Origin of the sequence: Micromonospora pallida (assembly GCF_900090325.1) — a bacterium.
Classification (GTDB): Bacteria; Actinomycetota; Actinomycetes; order Mycobacteriales; family Micromonosporaceae; genus Micromonospora; species Micromonospora pallida.
In genome coordinates this window covers 5,069,140-5,087,048 of sequence record NZ_FMHW01000002.1, presented here as the reverse complement: position 1 = coordinate 5,087,048, position 17,909 = coordinate 5,069,140, and the positions used below count along the sequence as shown (strand labels likewise).

The following is a 17,909-nucleotide window of genomic DNA, read 5'->3' as shown; positions in this document are numbered from 1 at the left end:
TGCATCACCAGTACACCGGTGCCCTGCCGTCGGTCCGTCCGCGGAAGACCCACCACAACATCACCTGGAAGCCTAGTAGGGCCGGCACGAGCGGCACCGTCAGCCAGCCCAACAGGCGCAGGGTCGGTCCGCTGGCCGCCGCGTCGGCCACGGTCAGGCTGGCCGCCGGGTCGATGGTGGAGTACAGCGCGTTGGGCCAGAGGGTCGCCCCGACCAGCAGCACCGGCAGCGCCAGCGCCACGCTGGTGGCGGTGAAGGCCAGGCCGGGGCGGCGGCCGAAACCGACCAGCGCCACCGCCAGGGCCACCACCAGCAGTACGGGCAGGGCGATCGCGGCGACGGGCTGCTGCGCCGCGTCGCGTACCCGGTCGGAGAGCAGGCCCACGACGGTGGTCACGACGCTCGCGGCGAGGGCGACCGGCACCAGCTTGCGACCCAGCGCGGCGACCGGCGCGGCCTCGTCGGCGGGCAGCCGCAGGGCCAGGAAGGCCGCGCCGTGCACGACCACCAGCGCCACCATGGTCACTGCGGCGACCAGCGCGAACGGGGTGAAGAGGTGGCTGATACCGACCACCGTGCCCTCGGCGTTCAACGGGACGCCCTGGAGCATTCCGGCGAGCACCGCGCCCCAGCCCAGCGCGGCGAGCGCGGAGCCGACGATGATCACCTGGTCCCAGGCGGCACGGGCCCACCGGCTCGCCGGCCGGCTGCGCAACTGCACCGCTGCGGTGACCAGGATCACGCCGAGGAGCGCCCCGGCGAAGGCCGGGTAGAGGCCGGAGAGGAGTTCCCCCTCCATGATCGGGAACGCCCCGAAGAGGATGCCGATGGTGGCGATCAGCCATACCTCGTTGCCGAGGAAGAACGGGCCGACCGCGTTGAGCATGCCGCGCCGGGCGGTCGGGTCACCGGTCCGGGTGAGCAGCAGGCCGGTCCCGTAGTCGAGGCCGCCGAGCACAAGGTAGGCGGCGAAGAAGAAGCCCAGGAGGGCGTACCAGGCGAGTTCCACGGTCAGCTCCTCAGACGAAGGCGGGGTCGGGACGGTCGTCGGCGGACTGCTGCTCGGGCGGTCGGCCGAGCGCGAGGTCGTCGTGTGCGCCCCGGGCGGCGTGCTTGGCGATCAGCACCCAGTTCGTGATGGCGAGGGCGGCGAGCACCAGGGTGAAGCCGAGGAACGAGGCGAACATCACCCCGCCGCTGACCGGCGAGACCGCGTCCTCCACCCGGAGCAGTCCGTACACCGCCCAGGGCTGGCGACCGATCTCCCGGGCGAGCCAGCCGAGGATCGCCGCGATGAAGGGCAGCGGCAGGGCGAACAGCAGGATCCAGAGCGGGAAGCGGAGCCGGATCAGCAGGTCCTTGGGGAGCAGCAGGAACTGCAGGCAGATCAGCACCAGGATGAAGCCGATGATGAACATGAAGCTGAGGCTGTGCAGGGCGGCCAGTGGAGGCTCGTAGTCGCCCGGGCCGAACGCCGCGGTCCATTCGGCGATCTTGGCCTCCTTCTGCTCCGGGGTGCCGTACTTGCTCGGCTGGAGCGGGGCCATGTCGGCGGCCTGGATGAAGCCGAAGTGCAGCAGCGGGCCGACGGCGACCGCAGCGGTGACCAGGCCGGTCCGCAGCGACTTGCGGAAGAGTTCGTAGTCCGCAGTGCGCCGGATCAGGTGCCAGGAGCTGATCGAGGCCATCAGGATGCCCCCGGTGACCAGGGCGGCGAGCGTGGCGTGCACGAAGGCCATGGTGAAGGCGGGGTTGGTCACCAGGGCGGAGAAGTCGGTGAGGTGGGCGATGCCGTCGCGCATCTCGTACCCAACCGGGTTCTGCATCCAGGCGTTGCCCGCCATGATCCAGAAAGCCGAGACGTACGCGGTCAGCGCGACGCCCCAGAGCAGCGCCAGGTGGACGCCCCGACGCAGCCGGTGCCAGCCGAAGATCCACATCCCGAGGAAGGTGGATTCCAGGAAGAACGCGGCCAGCGTCTCGATAGCCAGGGGGGCACCGAAGACGTTGCCGACGTACTTCGACAGGCCGCTCCAGTTGAGTCCGAACTGGAACTCCAGCACCACGCCGGCAGCGATGCCGAGGACGTAGTTGATGACGTAGAGCGTGCCCCAGAAGCGGGTCATCCGCTCGTAGATCGGTTTCTTGGTGATCACCCAGGCCGTCTGGAGATAGACGAGCAGTGTGATCAGGCCGAGCGTCACGAGGACGAAGAGGAAGTGGATCGAGGTCGTGGTGGCGAACTGCAGGCGCGCCAACATCAATGGGTCCATGGCCGGCTCTCCTATTGAGGGAGTAGCTTTTTGCCGGCAGCCTACAGGTAGTTACCCTACTCATCCACCTGGTCACTACGTGGGGTAGGACCATAGCGTGTCTCGCTCGGTGGGTCGACATCTGTCCATCGATTCCGGAACGAGGCCGACCGGAGCGGTGGCCACCTGGTGCGGTCGGGGCAGGGCGGAATCAGCTCAGGAAGAGCGAGATCGGCAACGCGGCCAGGGTGGTGGTCAGGGCGAGCACCCCGGCCCCGAGCAGCCGGGGCGGCCGCTCCCGCACCATCAGCCGGTGGACCCGCAGGTCGAGATCGCGGTCACCGAGGCCGAGCGCCCCGGCCGGGGTGATCCGGTTGCCGGCGGCGGCGAACCGGCGGAGCGCGCCGGCCAGCGGGGCCTCGGCGTGCGCCTGACGGGCCTTGTCGTCGGCGCGCATCTCGACCAGCAGCGCCACCCGCTCGTGTGCGGCGCGGACCCAGCCGAACCACGGCAGCGCCCGGCACAGCGCGGTGAACGGCAGCAGCACGAGGTCGTGCCGCTCCCGGGCGTGCGCCTGCTCGTGGGCGAGCACGGCGGCCAGCTCAGTGCGATCCAGCAGGTCGAGGGTGCCCGCGCTGACCACCACCTGGGGGCGCATTCCGGGCAGGCAGTACGCCGCGGCGCACGGGTGGTCGAGCACCAGCGCGCCCGGGGCGGCCGGGTCGTCCCGGGCGACCAGGGTGAGCAGTTCCCGGTGCCGGCGCTGGGCGCGGACCGTGCCGAGGATGCTGCGCGCGGTGGTGGTGAGCAGCATGGTGCCGATGCCGAACCCGATGCCGACGCCGGCCAGGTGGAGCACCCCGAGACCGGGCGGCAGGCGGTCGTGGATCAGGTCGTCGGCGAGCGCGAGCAGCGCACTGCCGGTCGGCAGGTCGTAGGGGGCCAGCCCGAGGGCGATCGGCACGCCCATCGCGGAGAGCCCGAGCGCCAGTCCGACCCCCTGCCAGCAGAGGATCGCCACCCGAGGGCTGCGCCCGGGCCAGGCGGCTGCGGCGAGCACCTGGGCGGTCAGCCAACAGGTCAGCACCGTCACGGCGAAGTGCAGGGCGTACGCCACGGCCGCCGCCCTACCGGTCCGGACCCTCGTCGACCGGGACCGGCTGCCGTGTCGCGTCGGTCTGGCGGGCGGGCTCCTGACCCGGGCCCGCCGATCGCGACGCCTGCGTGTTCAGCGCGGCCCGGAGCACGTCCGCCTCCGTGCCGGTGACCGACCGGGCGAAGCGCACCAGTGCCGCGTCGCGGCTGCCGCCGAGGTCGAGCGCGTCGAGCATGAGCTGGGCGATGTGCGCCTCGCGGCTGGCGGCGGCCCGGTACCGCCAGGCCCGACCCTCCCGCTCGCGCTGCACCATGCCCTTGCCGGCGAGCCGGTCCAGCACGGTCATCACCGTGGTGTACGCCAGCTCGCGGCCGGCCAGCGCGTCGGCCACCTCGCGTACGGTCGCCCCGCTCCCGGTGTCGCCGGACGTGCCGTCCCACAGCACGTCCATCACCGCACGCTCAAGGTCCCCCAGCCGAGTCACGCCCCCAATCCTACCCTCCGTAGTAGGTGCCGGCGGAGGCCACCGGGCAGCTACCCGATCGCCGAGTCGAACAGCCGGTAGAGCAGCAGCATGGCGAGGAGCGGCGTGCCGATCGCCCAGCCGACGACGCCCGTGACCACGAGCGCCCCGCTGAACCGGCGGGGCGGTTCGGTGGGGCGATCGGGGTGGGGCGCCGAAGGCCGTGCCGGCGGTGGCGAGCGCGAGGGCCACAAGGCTCAGCGCGATCCGCGCCGCACGGCTCTCGGTGGTCGGGAAGGGGTTGATCACGCCAGGAGGGTAGAGCAGCCCCACTCGTCCACTGGCCAGGGCAATCGGGGGTTGCCGCTCTGCGGGAGGCCGGAAGCGGGAAGAGTGGCCGTCCGCGGTGCGGAGGCCACTCTTCCCTACGGGATGAAGGTCAGACGCCCTTCGGGTGCCAGACCGTCTTCGTCTCCAGCAGGGACGTCATCCTGGTCAGGCCCGGGTCGGCCGTCCAGTCGTGCGGGGCGGGGGCGGGCCGGAGCACCCGCTTCAGGTTCTCCGCGGCCTTGACCTCCAGCTCCTTCGCCAGTTCGGCGTCGGTGACGCCGGTCAGGTCGAGGGCGTTGACGTCCATGTGACCGGCGAGCGGCGGGGCGGTCTCGGTGACCCGGCCGGTGAGCAGGTTGACCACGCCGCCGGGCAGGTCGGAGGTGGCGAGCACCTCGGCCAGGGTGATCGCGGCCAGCGGCTCGGTCGGCGAGGCGAGCACCACCACCGTGTTGCCGGTGACGATCGCCGGGGCGATCACGCTGACCAGGCCGAGCAGCGCGGGCCGCTCCGGGGCCACCACGCCGACCACGCCGGTCGGCTCCGGCGCGGAGAGGTTGAAGTACGGCCCGGCGACCGGGTTCGCGCCGCCGTACACCTGGGGGAGCTTGTCGGACCAGCCGGCGTACCAGACCCAGCGGTCGGTGGCCGCGTCCACCTCGTCGCCCGGCACGCCGAGCGCGACGAACTGCTCGCGCCGCCCCTCCAGCATCTCGGCGACCCGGTAGAGGATCTGCCCCCGGTTGTAGGCGGTCGCACCCGACCAGCCCTTCACCGCGGCGCGGGCGGCGACCACCGCGTCCCGGACGTCCTTGCGGGAGGAGAGGGCGACATTGGCGTTCTGCACCGGATACGACCGTCCCGACTCGCTGCGGGGGAACTTCCCGCCGATGAAGAGCTTGTACGTCTTGCGTACCTCGACCCGCTGCGGCGCTGGCGGCTTCGCCTTGGCCTTCGCACCCGACCTGTCAGACATTGAGGTACGCCTCCAGCCCGTGCCGGCCGCCCTCGCGGCCGTAGCCCGACTCCTTGTAGCCGCCGAACGGCGAGGTCGGGTCGAACTTGTTGAACGTGTTGGCCCAGACCACCCCGGCGCGCAGCCGGTCGGCCATCCACAGGATGCGGGAGCCCTTCTCCGTCCAGATCCCGGCCGACAGCCCGTACGGCGTGTTGTTGGCCTTCTCGACGGCCTCGGCCGGGGTACGGAAGGTCAGCACGGAGAGCACCGGGCCGAAGATCTCCTCCCGGGCGATCCGGTGCGCCTGGGTGACCCCGGTGAAGATCGTCGGGGCGAACCAGAAGCCCCGTTCGGGCAGCTCGCACGCGGGCGACCAGCGCTCGGCGCCCTCAGCGGCGCCGGCCTCGGACAGCTCGGTGATCCGGGCGAGCTGGGCGGCCGAGTTGATCGCGCCGATGTCGGTGTTCTTGTCCAGCGGGTCACCGACGCGGAGCTGGGCCATCCGCCGCTTCAGCGACTCCAGCACCGGCTCGGCGACCGACTCCTGGAGCAGCAGCCGCGAGCCGGCGCAGCAGACGTGCCCCTGGTTGAAGAAGATGCCGTTGACGATCCCCTCGACCGCCTGGTCGACCGGGGCGTCGTCGAAGACGATGTTCGCCGCCTTGCCGCCCAGCTCGAGGGTGAGCTTCTTGCGGGTGCCGGCGACCGCGCGGGCGATGGCCCGGCCGACATCGGTCGAGCCGGTGAAGGCGACCTTGTCGGTGCCCGGGTGCTCGACCAGCGCGCGGCCGGTCTCGCCGGCCCCGGTGACGATGTTGACCACGCCGGGCGGCAGGTCGGCCTGCTGGCAGATCTCGGCGAAGAACAGCGCGCTCAGCGGGGTGGTCTCGGCCGGCTTCAGCACCACCGTGTTGCCGGCGGCCAGCGCCGGGGCGATCTTCCAGGCCAGCATGAGCAGCGGGAAGTTCCACGGGATGACCTGGGCGGCCACCCCGAGCGGCTGCGGGTTCGATCCGAAGCCGGCGTACGGCAGCTTGTCGGCCCAGCCGGCGTAGTAGAAGAAGTGCGCGGCGACCAGCGGTAGGTCGACGTCCCGCGACTCCTTGATCGGCTTGCCGTTGTCCAGCGACTCCAGCACCGCCAGCTCACGGGAGCGTTCCTGGATGATCCGGGCGATCCGGAACAGGTACTTGGCCCGGTCCCGGCCCGGCATCGGACCCCAGACCTTCTCGTACGCCTTCCGCGCGGCGAGGACCGCGCGGTCCACGTCCGCCGCGCCGCCCTCGGCGACCTCGGCCAGGACCTCCTCGGAGGCCGGGTTGATCGACTTGAAGCTGCCGCCGTCGGTCGGGTCGACGAACTCGCCGTCGACGAAGAGCCCGTACGAGGCCTTGATGTCCACCACCGAGCGGGACTCGGGGGCGGGTGCGTATTCGAACATCGCTCCTAGTCCAGGGTGAAGTAGTCGGGACCGGAGTAGACGCCGGTCGTCAGCTTGGTGCGCTGCATCAGCAGGTCGTTGAGGAGGCTGGACGCGCCGAACCGGAACCAGTCCGGGTCGAGCCAGTCCGGGCCGACCGTCTCGTTGACCATCACCAGGTACTTGATGGCGTCCTTCGAGGTCTTGATGCCGCCGGCCGGCTTCACGCCGACCTGTCGTCCGGTCGCGGCCCGGAAGTCGCGGACCGCCTCCAGCATCACCAGCGTCACCGGCAGGGTGGCCGCCGACGGCACCTTGCCGGTCGAGGTCTTGATGAAGTCGGCGCCGGCCAGCATCGCCAGCCAGGAGGCCCGCCGGACGTTGTCGTAGGTGGCCAGCTCACCGGTCTCCAGGATGACCTTGAGGTGGGCTCGCGGTCGCCCCTGGCGACCGGCATCGGCGCCGCCGCAGGCTTCCTTGATGGCGACGATCTCGTCGTAGACGGCCCGGTACCGGCCGGCGAGGAAGTCACCCCGGCTGATCACCATGTCGATCTCGTCCGCACCGGCCGCGACGGCGGCCCGGGTGTCGGCGAGCTTGATCTCCAGCGGGGCCTGCCCGGACGGGAACGCCGTCGCCACGCTCGCCAGGTGCACCTTGCTGCCCCGCAGCACCTCGGCCACGTACGGGACCATCGCCGGGTAGACGCAGACCGCGCCGACGTGCGGGCAGGACGGGTCGGCCGGGTCGGGACGCAGTGCCTTGGCGGCCAGTGCCCGTACCTTGCCGGGGGTGTCCGCCCCTTCGAGGGTGGTCAGGTCGACCATCCGGATCGCCAGGTCGATCGCCTGGGCCTTGGCCGTGGTCTTGATGGAGCGGGTGCCGAGCTGGGCCGCCCGCTGCTCCGCGCCGACCTGGTCCACGCCCGGCAGGCCGTGTAGGAAGGTCCGCAGAGCGGTCTCGGATCGTCCCAGCTCGGAGAGGTCCGACCGGGCCGACGTCGCTGTCGCCGTCATGCCGGGAAGTCTACGCACCCGGGACATCGGTGATCCTCATCACGTGCCCGGTCAGGGTCGGGGTGGGCAAGGGGCCGGGTCAGGCTGGCGAAAGTGCTGGTGGCGGTCCCGCCGGCCGGCTGCCCGCGCGGGGCGCGTTCGGTAGGTTGGACGATCGTGGACGTACACGTGATCGACCATCCGCTCGCCCAGTCGCGGCTCACCGCGATGCGCGACGCCCGCACCGACTCCTCGTCGTTCCGGGCGGCGCTGCACGAACTCACCACCATGCTGGTGTACGAGGCCGCGCGCTTCTTCCCGGTGGAGAAGTACCCGGTGAGCACGCCGGTCACCGACACCGAGGGCACCCGCCTAGCCAACCCGCCGCTGCTGGTGCCGGTGCTCCGGGCCGGTCTCGGGATGGCCGACGCCGCGCTCGGTCTGCTGCCGGAGTCCTCGATGGGCTTCGTCGGACTGGCCCGCGACGAGGAGACGTACGAGCCCCGCGCGTACATGGAGTCGCTTCCGCGCGACCTGGCCGGGCTGCCGGTGCTGGTCCTCGACCCGATGCTCGCCACCGGCGGTTCGCTGGAGCACTGCTGCCGGCTGCTCGCCGACCGGGGCTGCACCGACATCACCGTGCTCTGCGTGCTGGCCGCGCCGGCCGGCATCGCCCGGCTGGAGCAGTCCGGCCTGCCGCTGCGCCTGGTGACCGCCTCGATCGACGAGGGGCTGAACGACCAGATGTTCATCGTGCCCGGTCTCGGGGACGCCGGTGACCGGCAGTTCGGCGGTATGCCGCGCTTCTGAACAGGGGTTTCGTCGCCCGGAACGGGGGTTCGGGCGACGGCCCGGGGGAGACGGGTGCGGGAGGCGGCTTCCACCCGCTACCGTCTCCGGCCATGACTGGTGTTGCGCTTGCCGAAGAGCTGCTGCTCCTCGCCTACGACGACGAAACCGGCAAGGCGACGATGCCGCGGATCAGCCTGGATCTCGGTATGGCCGCCGCGGTCCTGGTGGAACTCGCCCTCGCCGGCCGGATCGCCTACTCCGACGGCCTCCTGGTGGTGGCCGATCCCTCCCCGACCGGTGAGCCGATCGTCGACGACGTGCTCGCCCGGATCGTCGCCGACGACGCCCCTCGCAGTCCCTCCTCCTGGGTGCAGCGGCTCCGCCACGGCCTGCGCGACCGGATCCTCGGGGATCTCTGCGGGCGCGGCGTGGTGCGGGACGTCGACGAGACCGAGCTCGGTTTCATCCACGTCCACCGCTACCCGATGGTCGACCCGTCGGTGGAGCAGGACACCCGGCGACGGCTTGCCGAGGCGCTCACCGGTGGTCCGGTGCCGGACGAGCGGACCGCCGCCCTGGCCACCCTGGTCTCGGCGGTCCGGATGGAGCCGGCCCTCCGGCTGACCGGGGACGCCGCCAGTGCCCACCGCCGGCTGGAGGAGATCGCCGGCGGGGCCGGTTTCTCCGGCACCGTCGGCCTGGAGGACTCCGTCGTACGCCCCTCGGTGGCGCTGGTCATCGCCGCCCTCGGCCAGGCCGTCGACCAGGCGCTCGGCCCACGTCGCGGTTAGTCAGCTGTAAGGTGGGGCCCTCCCTGTCGCTCCGTCGACAGGGAGGGGCCTTCCTCGCGCCTACAGGCCGAGCACGGTGGCGATCTCGGTGCGGAGGGCGGCGACCGCCTCGGTGGCCCGGCCCCGCGCCGCCGCCACGTCGCCGTCGACCACCGGCTCCACCACCTCCAGGTACGCCTTCAGCTTCGGCTCGGTGCCGGAGGGACGGATTACCACCCGGGCGGTGTCGGTACGCAGGATGACCACGTCCGCCTCGGGCAGCAGGTCCCGTGTCTCGGTGACCGACCGGCCGAGCAGCGCGGTCGGGGTGGCGGCCCGGACCCGGGCCATCGCGTCGGCGATCAGCCGCAGGTCGGTCACTCGGACGGAGTACTGGTCGGTGTGGTGCACGCCGAACTCGGCCGCCAGTTCGTCCAGCCGGTCGGTGAGGGTCCGGCCCCGGGCCTTCAGGTCGGCGGCCAGTTCGGCGACGGTCAGCGCGGCGGTGATGCCGTCCTTGTCCCGGACGTGCTCCGGCGCGACGCAGTAGCCGAGCGCCTCCTCGTACCCGAAGACCAGCGGCTCGGCGCCGCCGCCGGCCCGGACGATCCACTTGAATCCGGTCAGCGTCTCGTCGTACGGCAGGTCGCGGGCCGTGCACATGGCCCGCAGCAGCGCGGACGACACGATCGTGGTGGCGTACAGGCCGCGGACGCCCCGACGCATGAGATGGTCGGCGAGGAGCACCCCGACCTCGTCCCCGCGCAACATCCGCCACCCACCGGCCGACGGGTCCGGGACGACCACGGCACACCGGTCGGCGTCCGGGTCGTTGGCGATGGCGAGGTCCGCCCGGATCGATCCGGCGAGCGCGACCAGCCGGTCCACCGCACCCGGTTCCTCCGGGTTGGGGAAGGAGACGGTCGGGAAGGTGCCGTCCGGCTCGGCCTGCTCGGGCACCACCCCGGGCACCCCGAAACCGGCTTTGCTGAACGTGGCGGTGAGCACCGCCGCGCCCACCCCGTGCAGGGGCGTGTACGCGACCTTCAGGCCCCGCGGGCCGTCCGGGTCGATCACCGCCACCGCCTGCCTGACGTACTCGACGGTCAGGTCGTCGCCGAGCACCTGACCGGGCGGGCCGAGCGGCACCTCGGCCAGCGGGCCGACCGCGCGGATCGCCGCCTCGATCTCCCGGTCGGCGGGCGGCACGATCTGCGCGCCCGCACCGGTCGTCCCGCCGAGCTGCGCCCCCAGGTAGACCTTGTAGCCGTTGTCCTCCGGCGGGTTGTGGCTGGCCGTGACCATCACCCCGGCCGCCGCCTCGAGGTGGCGCACCGCGTACGCGAGCACGGGGGTGGGCAGCGGCCGGGGCAGCAGCATCGCGGCGCGGCCCGCCCCGGTGGCGACCTCGGCGGTGCGTTCGGCGAACTCCTTCGAGCCGCGCCGGGCGTCGTACCCGATCACCAGGGGGCCGGTGGCGTCCTGGGCGGCGAGCCAGGCGACCAGCCCGGCCGCGGCCTGGGTGACCACCGCGAGGTTCATCCCGTTCGGGCCGGCGCGCAGCGGACCGCGCAACCCGGCGGTGCCGAAGGTCAGTGGCCCGGCGAACCGGTCGGCCAGCTCCGGGCCGCTCTCCGGGAGCCGGTCGAGCACGGCCTGGAGTTCCTCGCGGTCGGCCGGGTCGGGGTCGTCGTCGAGCCAGCGCCGGGCGCGCTCACGAAGGTCGTCGATGCTGTCAGTGGGATCCGCCGCCATGCCTCTTGATAGCACGGCGGCGGATCACCACGGCGGGTCGGATCGGTCGAGGCCGGTCTCGATCCGAGGTCAGCCGGCGTCGGTCAGTTGGAACGACTTCACCATCTCGTCGAAGATCGGCTTGCTCTCGGCGAAGCGGGAGTCGTTGGCGGTCAGGTAGAAGGAGTACGCCTTGCCGTCGTGCACGACGCCGCGCCACATCCCGTGCCGCATGCCGTCGCCCTCGCCGCAGGTGTACTCGAGCTGGGCGGCCGGCTTGCCGGCCAGCTCCTGCTCGTCCAGGGCGAGCTGGTTGTACGGCTTGGCGCAGGAGTCCCGGGTACGCAGCCCGTTCGCGGCGACCTCCGCCCAGCGCAGCGAGCTGGTGCGGAACGGCTCGATGATGATGCGGACCCGCCGGCCGCTGTCCTCGGGGTCGGTGTAGTCGGTGTAGCTGCCGCCGCTGGCGCGCGTCCAGCCCTTGGGCACCAGCATGGAGATCCCCCGCCCGGAGTGTTCCTGCATCTCCAGGCTGGGCGCGGCCGACGCGGAGGCGCTCGGCTGGGCCTGCGGGGTGGCCGGCGGTTCCGGGTCGCCACCGCCGAACACGGCGACCAGGGCGATCAGCAGCACCACGGCCAGCCCACCGGCGGCAGCGAGCTGGACCTTGCGCGGCAGGTTCCGGACCTGCGCCAGCACCCGCCCGACGCCGCCTCCGCCACCGCCGTTGCCGGCGGGTACCGGGCCGGTGGCGGCCGGTACGGCCCACGGCTGACCGGTGCCCGGCACCGACCACTGGTTGCCGGCCGGCGCGCCGTACGTGGTCCCGTACGGAAATCCGGAGCGCTGGGGGTCCGCTGGCATACCACCGGCCGGCACCTGCTGGGTGGCGTCCGCCGGACGGCCGTAGGTCACCGGGCGGGGCGTCTCCGGCTGCCGGCCGAGGGCGACGGTCGGGTCGGCGCCGAAGCCGCTCTTGGCCCCGGCGGTGCGGCCGAGGTTGACCGTCGGCGAGGTGTCCTCCCGGAACCCCGACCCGGTGGCCCCGGCGGCCGGTGGCGCGGCCTCGGCACGGGCGCCGTAGGTGGTGCCCGGCCGCTCGACGCGGGCGGTGGGTGGGGGCATCGCGCCGGTCGGGGTGTGCAGCGGGCCGGCGAGGGCGTCCGCACTGGTGTCCTCCAGGGCGGCCTTCGCCGCCGACGCCGGGGTGGCCGTCTTCGGCTCCTCACCCCGTCGCAGCGCGGCGAGCCGGTCGGTCAGCGACTCCCCGGGCGCGAGCATCGCCCGGCCGCCGATCTGGCCGGTCGGCTTCGCCTCCTCGGCCTGGACCGGGGTCGGGGGCGGCGTGGCCGGGCGCTGTACCGGCACCACCGCGTACGGGTCGGTGACCGAGTTGACCGCCGCCGCGTTGCTCGCCAGCGGGCCGGCGAGCAGCTCGCGCAGCATGGCCCGGGAGGTGTGCACGTCGAAGCGGCGGGCCGGGTCCTTCTCCAGCAAGCCCATCAGCACCCGGGTCAGCGGTCCGCTGCGGGTCGGTGGGGCCGGCTCGTCCTCGACCACCGAGTGCATCGTCTCGATCGGGTCGCCCTTGTCGAAGGGGGGCCGCCCCTCGACCGCGGTGTAGAGGGTCACGCCCAGCGAGAACAGGTCGCTCGGCGGGCCGAAGTCCTGCCCCATCGCCCGCTCGGGGGAGATGAAGTGCGGTGAGCCGAGCACCATCCCCGGGGTGGTGAGCTGGACGTCGGTGGGCATCCGGGCGACGCCGAAGTCGGTGAGCACGCAGCGGCCGTCGGTGCAGATCAGCACGTTGGCCGGCTTCACGTCCCGGTGCAGCACGCTGAGCGCGTGCGCGACCTCGAGCGCGCCGAGCAGCGCGATGCCGATCTTGGCGACCGCACGCGCGGCGAGCGGTCCGTCCTCGATCACCATGTCGGCGAGGCTGCGCGCGTCGAGCAGCTCCATCACGATCCACGGCCGGCCGCCCTCGGTGACCACGTCGTAGACCTGCACCACGGCCGGGTGCTGGATGGCCGCGGCGGCGCGTGCCTCGCGGAGTGTGCGTTCGTACATCGCGTCGCGGTCGCTGGGCGCCAGGCCCGGCGGGAGGACGACCTCCTTGACCGCCACGTCACGTCGGAGAAGTGTGTCTGTGGCCCGCCAGACCGTGCCCATGCCGCCATTGCCCACCGGAGAACGCAGCTCGTAGCGACCACCGATGGTGGTGCCAGAGGCTGCGCGCCCGTTGGGGGGACTGGCCGGTCCGCCGCTCCACGTCGGGATCTGAGTCACAGAAAAGCCACCGGAGTAAATCGAGGGGGCTGGGACACAACCCCCCTATCTTGCGGGGTCCGACACCCGATGCGAAAGCCGACGCGGCGGGCGTTCTTTCAGTGACGACCATACGTGCTGGTCCGGAAGCCGTCCGTCCGGGCTCGTCCAGCGAGGTGTGCGCAATCCCTCATCCCCGCGTCGAGCGGTGCGTCCTACCATCCGGGGATGAGCGAACGGCGGTCGAGCGAGTCGGGCTTCCCGATCAAGGACGTCTACACGACGGCGGACCTTCCCGAGGACCTGGCAGCCCGCCTCGGCGGGCCGGGCGAGTTCCCGTACGCCCGGGGTGTGTACCCCACGATGTACACCTCGCGGCCCTGGACGATGCGGCAGTACGCCGGCTTCGGCACCGCCGCCGAGTCCAACGCCCGCTACCACCAGCTCCTGCGGGCCGGCACGATGGGCCTCTCGGTCGCCTTCGACCTGCCCACCCAGATGGGCTACGACTCCGACGACCCGATCGCGCACGGCGAGGTCGGCAAGGTCGGGGTGGCGATCGACTCGATCGAGGACATGCGGACGCTGTTCGACGGCATCCCGCTGGACAAGGTCTCCACCTCGATGACGATCAACGCGCCCGGCTCGGTGCTGCTCCTGCTCTACCAGCTCGTCGCCGAGGAGAACGGGGTCGCCGGGGCGGCCCTCAACGGCACCATCCAGAACGACATCCTCAAGGAGTACATCGCCCGGGGCACGTACATCTTCCCGCCGAAGCCCTCGCTGCGGCTGGTCGCCGACACCTTCGCGTACTGCCGCAAGGAGGTGCCGAAGTGGAACACCATCTCCATCTCCGGCTACCACATGGCCGAGGCCGGCGCGACGCCCGTGCAGGAGATTGCGTTCACCCTGGCCAACGGGGTGGAGTACGTGCGGGCCGCGCTCGCCGCCGGGCTGGCCGTGGACGACTTCGCCCCCCGGCTGTCGTTCTTCTTCGTGGCCCGGACGACCCTGCTCGAGGAGGTCGCCAAGTTCCGCGCCGCTCGGCGGATCTGGGCACGGCTGATGCGCGACGAGTTCGGCGCCACCAACCCGAAGTCGATGATGTTGCGCTTCCACACCCAGACCGCCGGGGTGCAGCTCACCGCCCAGCAGCCCGAGGTCAACCTGGTCCGGGTGGCGATCCAGGGGCTCGGCGCGGTGCTCGGCGGCACCCAGTCGCTGCACACCAACAGCTTCGACGAGGCCATCGCGCTGCCCACCGAGAAGGCCGCCCGGCTCGCGCTGCGTACCCAGCAGGTGCTGGCGTACGAGACCGACCTGACCGCCACCGTCGACCCCTTCGCCGGCTCGTACGTGGTGGAGGCGATGACCGACGAGATCGAGGCGGCCGTCGACGAGTTGATGACCCGGGTCGCCGACCACGGTTCGGTGGTGGACGCGATCGAGACCGGGTTCCAGAAGCGGGAGATCGAGCAGTCGGCGTACCGGATGGCGCAGGAGATCGACTCCGGCGAGCGGGTGGTGGTCGGCCTCAACCGGTTCGCCGTCGACGAGGAGGAGCCGTACGAGCCGCTGCGGGTGGACCCGGCGATCGAGGCGGCCCAGGCCGAGCGGCTGGGGACGCTGCGCCGCTCGCGGGACGCGGCCGCCGTCGAGCGCTCCCTCGCCGACCTGCGCGCCGCCGCCGAGGGTACGGAGAACGTGCTCTACCCGATGCGTACGGCGCTGCGGGCCCGGGCCACGGTCGGCGAGGTCTGCGGGACGCTCCGCGAGGTCTGGGGGACGTACCGGCCCAGCGACCGTTTCTGACCGCGCTGGCCGTTTTCTGGCCGCCACTGGTCGTTCCTGGGCCACGCTGGCCGGTGCTGGCCGGTTCCGACTGTTTCTGACTGTCTCGGCCCACCCCGCGCCCGTCCAGGCGTGTGCGGGGTGGGCCGACGGGTATTTGGTGGGTCCGCGACGGACAGGCTGTGCGGGGAGTCCCGGGCGGGGCGTGGCAGTGTCGGTGTTTTCCCCGGGCCCGGTCCTCCCGGATGCCGGGACGTCTCGGTGTCGGGTGGTTGTCCGAGCCGATCGTAACCGGACGGACCAATGCGACAATTCGCAATGAAAGGTCCGCGCCGACGCCGTTGTCGCCGGTCGGCAGGCGGTTACACGGTGTAGGAGGTGTGGGGCGGATGAAGGCTCTCGACGGCGATCTACCTGCTGTACCGCAGATCTACGAGCGCTCCAACCAGGGTTTTCGTGACTCTGCGCGCTCCGACGATCACCGTAACGAAATTGCGCAGCGTCACCGTCGAAGGTCTAGGCTGTCCGAGTCCCATCCCATCCACAGTGATCGAGAAATCGACGTGACGAGTGCGTTGACGCTGCCGAACGGCAGCCATCTGGCGTCGTCCTGGCACGAGGCGCCGCCCGGATCCCAGCCCCTGCCGTTCGAGCTCGACCATCTGCTCGAGCTCCGGACACCGGGCCTCATCGCCACCCGGCGGCACCTCCACTCGCACCCGGAACTCTCGGGCGAGGAGTTCGAGACGGCCGCGCTGATCGCCCGGGAACTCTCCCTGGCCGGGCTGCACCCCCGACTGCTGCCCAAGGGCAACGGGGTGATCTGCGACGTCGACGGCCGCCCGGACGGTCCGGTGGTGGCGCTGCGCGCCGACATCGACGCGCTGCCGCTGACCGACGTGAAGGACGTGTCGTACCGCTCCACGGTCGACGGGGTCTGCCACGCCTGCGGACACGACGTGCACACCACCGTGCTGCTCGGGGTCGGCATGCTCCTCGCCCAGCTCGCCGACCTCGGCGAGCTGCCCGGCCGGGTCCGGCTGATCTTCCAGCCGGCCGAGGAGATCCTGCCCTGCGGCTCGCTGGAGGTCATCGAGGCCGGCGGACTGGAGGACGTCACCCAGATCTTCGCCCTGCACTGCGACCCCAACCTGCCGGTCGGCAAGATCGGCCTGCGGGTCGGTCCGATCACCGCCGCCGCCGACAACGTCACCGTCCGGCTGAGTGGGCCGGGCGGGCACACCGCGCGGCCCCACCTCACCGTCGACATGGTCGACGCCCTCGGCCGGCTGGTCACCGAGGTCCCGGCGCTGGTCAGCCGGCGGGTACCGGCCAACAGCGGCCTGCTGCTGGTGTTCGGGCAGGCCTCGGCCGGCACCCGCTACAACGTCATCCCGTCCGAGGCGGTCGCCTCCGGCACCCTGCGCGCCATGACCCGGGAAGCCTGGGAGGAGGCGCCGAAGATCGTGGCCCAGGTGGTCCGGGACGTCCTCGCCCCCACCGGCGCCACCGTCGACCTGGAGTACCTGCGCGGCCGGCCGCCGGTCAGCAACGACGCGCGGGCGATCAAGGTGCTCACCGCCGCTACGGTCACCGCGCTCGGCCCGGACGGCGTCGCCGAGACCCCGCAGAGCATGGGCGGCGAGGACTTCTCCTGGTACCTGGAGTACGTCCCCGGCGCGCTCGCCCGGCTCGGGGTCGGCCGTTCCGGGCCCAGTCTGGACCTGCACCGCCCCTCGTTCGACGTGGACGAGCGCGCCATCGCGGTCGGCGTCCGACTCATGGTGCAGACCGCGCTCCGGGCGCTGGCCGAGGCTCGCTGACGTCTCCCGTCGACGGCGACGCCCCGCTCCCGGCCGACGGCGGGCGGGCGTCACCGTCGGCCGGGAGCGGATCCGGTCAAGGCATGGCATCCGGCTTCGGCGCGACATCCGGCTTCGGCATGGCACCCGGTCGCGGTGCGGCATCCGGCTTCGGCGTGGCATCCGCGCCGGCCGGGCGCTGCGCGGGCGTCATCGGCTGCGGCGCGGCAACGGCACCGGACCGCTGAGCGGGCGCCGCCGGTCGCGTCGGGGCACCGACCCCGGCCGGCACCGGGGCGGCCATCGCCGGGTACGCCGGAGCGCCGGGAGCGACCTGCCCGGCCCGCCGCTGACGCCGCCGGCGGGCCAGCCGCCAGACCAGCACCACCGGTACGGCGAGCACGACCAGCCAGGGCAGCAGCGCCCCGAGCACGGTGACCAGGACGGTCACCGACTCCAGGAAGGCCCGCCAGCCGTCGGCGAGCCCGGCCAGGAAACCGGTCTCGTCCGTGTCGCTGCTGCGGGTGTTCTCGGTGACCAGCGAGACGTTGATCGTGGAGAGCGCGGTGAGGTCGGCCAGCCGGCGCTTCTTCGCCTCCAGCGAGGCGAGGTCGGCCTCCCGCCGGCCCAGCTCGTTCTCGATCGACACGAGGTCGTCGATCGAGGAGGCCCGGGCCAGCAGCCGACGGGCGCTCTCCACCCGGGCCCGCTGGGTGGTGATCCGGGCGTCCAGATCGACCGTCTGCTCGGTCACGTCCTCGGTCCGGATCTCCCGCCACTGCTGCTCGCCCAACTTGGCGATGCCGTCGACCACGCCGGTGAACCGGGCCGCCGGCACCCGCAGCTCCAGGTCGGCGCGGGCGTGCTCGTCGACGCCGCGCCGCTCGTCCCCGCCGACGAAGCCGCCGGCCGCGGTGACCAGTGCGACGGTGTCCTGGGCGGCCCGGTCCACGTCCTCGACCTGCACCCGTACCGATCCGGTGTAGATGATGGCGCGCTGGTCCACCCGCAGGTCCACCCCGCCGGCCCCGGCCGACGTGTCCTTCGACCCCGCGTTGTCCCCGCCGGCCGCCTCCGGCGCCGCCGGGCCGGGGGCCGCGTTGTCCGAGGCGGCCCGCTCGCTGCCGCCGCTGCCAGCGGAGCACCCGCCGACCGCGAACAGTGCCGTCAGGCCCAGCGCCACCAGCGGTACGCCCCACCGCCGTCGTCCGTTATCCATCATGGTTTTTCTCCGATCC

Annotated in this window: 14 protein-coding genes; 4 read left to right on the top strand and 10 right to left on the bottom strand. The window is 72.4% G+C overall.

Going from position 1 to position 17,909, the window contains the following annotated elements:
* Positions 1-4: 4 nt before the first annotated feature.
* The 7 genes from GA0074692_RS21015 to deoC form a co-directional block, all read right to left on the bottom strand.
* Positions 5-1,009, bottom strand: coding sequence for a cytochrome d ubiquinol oxidase subunit II (locus GA0074692_RS21015; protein ID WP_091646891.1), 1,005 nt, complete (start codon positions 1,007-1,009; stop codon positions 5-7).
* 10 nt (positions 1,010-1,019) lie between these two features.
* Positions 1,020-2,261: a cytochrome ubiquinol oxidase subunit I gene (locus GA0074692_RS21010; RefSeq protein WP_245730399.1), complete on the bottom strand. Its 1,242-nt coding sequence runs from the start codon at positions 2,259-2,261 to the stop codon at positions 1,020-1,022.
* Between the two features lie 202 nt (positions 2,262-2,463).
* Positions 2,464-3,369, bottom strand: a complete 906-nt coding sequence (locus tag GA0074692_RS21005; protein ID WP_091646889.1) for a M56 family metallopeptidase — start codon at positions 3,367-3,369, stop codon at positions 2,464-2,466.
* Positions 3,370-3,379: 10 nt separating this feature from the next.
* Positions 3,380-3,832: a BlaI/MecI/CopY family transcriptional regulator gene (locus GA0074692_RS21000; protein WP_245730398.1), complete on the bottom strand. Its 453-nt coding sequence runs from the start codon at positions 3,830-3,832 to the stop codon at positions 3,380-3,382.
* 418 nt (positions 3,833-4,250) lie between these two features.
* Positions 4,251-5,117: an aldehyde dehydrogenase family protein gene (locus tag GA0074692_RS20995; protein ID WP_091646888.1), complete on the bottom strand. Its 867-nt coding sequence runs from the start codon at positions 5,115-5,117 to the stop codon at positions 4,251-4,253.
* On the bottom strand, positions 5,110-6,540 hold the full coding sequence (locus GA0074692_RS20990; RefSeq protein WP_091646887.1) for an aldehyde dehydrogenase family protein: 1,431 nt from the start codon (positions 6,538-6,540) through the stop codon (positions 5,110-5,112). The genes GA0074692_RS20995 and GA0074692_RS20990 overlap by 8 nt, the downstream gene beginning before the upstream one ends.
* A 5-nt stretch (positions 6,541-6,545) precedes the next feature.
* Positions 6,546-7,535, bottom strand: coding sequence for a deoxyribose-phosphate aldolase (deoC, locus tag GA0074692_RS20985; protein WP_091646886.1), 990 nt, complete (start codon positions 7,533-7,535; stop codon positions 6,546-6,548).
* 156 nt (positions 7,536-7,691) lie between these two features.
* Here deoC and upp point away from each other — a divergent pair, with 156 nt between their 5' ends.
* A complete protein-coding gene (gene upp / locus GA0074692_RS20980; protein WP_091646885.1) occupies positions 7,692-8,324 on the top strand; it encodes a uracil phosphoribosyltransferase in 633 nt (210 codons plus the stop codon).
* A 92-nt stretch (positions 8,325-8,416) separates the two neighbouring features.
* The gene (locus GA0074692_RS20975) at positions 8,417-9,097 is read left to right on the top strand and encodes a GOLPH3/VPS74 family protein (protein WP_091646884.1); all 681 of its coding nucleotides are present in this window, start codon (positions 8,417-8,419) and stop codon (positions 9,095-9,097) included.
* Between the two features lie 60 nt (positions 9,098-9,157).
* On the opposite strand, the gene GA0074692_RS20970 is transcribed toward GA0074692_RS20975, so the two are convergent.
* Positions 9,158-10,831 carry a phospho-sugar mutase gene (locus GA0074692_RS20970; RefSeq protein WP_091646883.1) on the bottom strand — a complete coding sequence of 558 codons (1,674 nt, stop codon included), beginning with the start codon at positions 10,829-10,831 and terminating at the stop codon, positions 9,158-9,160.
* Between the two features lie 69 nt (positions 10,832-10,900).
* Positions 10,901-13,099: a serine/threonine-protein kinase gene (locus GA0074692_RS20965; RefSeq protein WP_091646882.1), complete on the bottom strand. Its 2,199-nt coding sequence runs from the start codon at positions 13,097-13,099 to the stop codon at positions 10,901-10,903.
* A 207-nt stretch (positions 13,100-13,306) separates the two neighbouring features.
* Between GA0074692_RS20965 and GA0074692_RS20960 the strand changes: the two genes are divergently transcribed.
* Both GA0074692_RS20960 and GA0074692_RS20955 read left to right on the top strand, forming a co-directional pair.
* Positions 13,307-14,890, top strand: coding sequence for an acyl-CoA mutase large subunit family protein (locus GA0074692_RS20960; RefSeq protein ID WP_091646881.1), 1,584 nt, complete (start codon positions 13,307-13,309; stop codon positions 14,888-14,890).
* A gap of 542 nt (positions 14,891-15,432) precedes the next feature.
* Positions 15,433-16,692 (top strand): amidohydrolase, encoded by a 1,260-nt coding sequence (locus tag GA0074692_RS20955; RefSeq protein ID WP_091646880.1) that lies wholly within the window; start codon positions 15,433-15,435, stop codon positions 16,690-16,692.
* Between the two features lie 76 nt (positions 16,693-16,768).
* Here GA0074692_RS20955 and GA0074692_RS20950 read toward each other — a convergent pair whose 3' ends face one another.
* A complete protein-coding gene (locus GA0074692_RS20950) occupies positions 16,769-17,893 on the bottom strand; it encodes a DUF4349 domain-containing protein (protein WP_245730397.1) in 1,125 nt (374 codons plus the stop codon).
* Between the last annotated feature and the right edge of the window lie 16 nt (positions 17,894-17,909).

Excerpts from the sequence above, each read along its gene's own strand:
- GA0074692_RS21010 (WP_245730399.1), bottom strand. The coding sequence starts at position 2,261 with ATGTTGGCGCGCCTGCAGTTCGCCACCACGACCTCGATCCACTTCCTC.
- GA0074692_RS20995 (WP_091646888.1), bottom strand. The coding sequence starts at position 5,117 with ATGTCTGACAGGTCGGGTGCGAAGGCCAAGGCGAAGCCGCCAGCGCCG.
- GA0074692_RS20990 (WP_091646887.1), bottom strand. The coding sequence starts at position 6,540 with ATGTTCGAATACGCACCCGCCCCCGAGTCCCGCTCGGTGGTGGACATC.
- deoC (WP_091646886.1), bottom strand. The coding sequence starts at position 7,535 with ATGACGGCGACAGCGACGTCGGCCCGGTCGGACCTCTCCGAGCTGGGA.
- GA0074692_RS20975 (WP_091646884.1), top strand. The coding sequence starts at position 8,417 with ATGACTGGTGTTGCGCTTGCCGAAGAGCTGCTGCTCCTCGCCTACGAC.
- GA0074692_RS20970 (WP_091646883.1), bottom strand. The coding sequence starts at position 10,831 with ATGGCGGCGGATCCCACTGACAGCATCGACGACCTTCGTGAGCGCGCC.
- GA0074692_RS20960 (WP_091646881.1), top strand. The coding sequence starts at position 13,307 with ATGAGCGAACGGCGGTCGAGCGAGTCGGGCTTCCCGATCAAGGACGTC.
- GA0074692_RS20950 (WP_245730397.1), bottom strand. The coding sequence starts at position 17,893 with ATGATGGATAACGGACGACGGCGGTGGGGCGTACCGCTGGTGGCGCTG.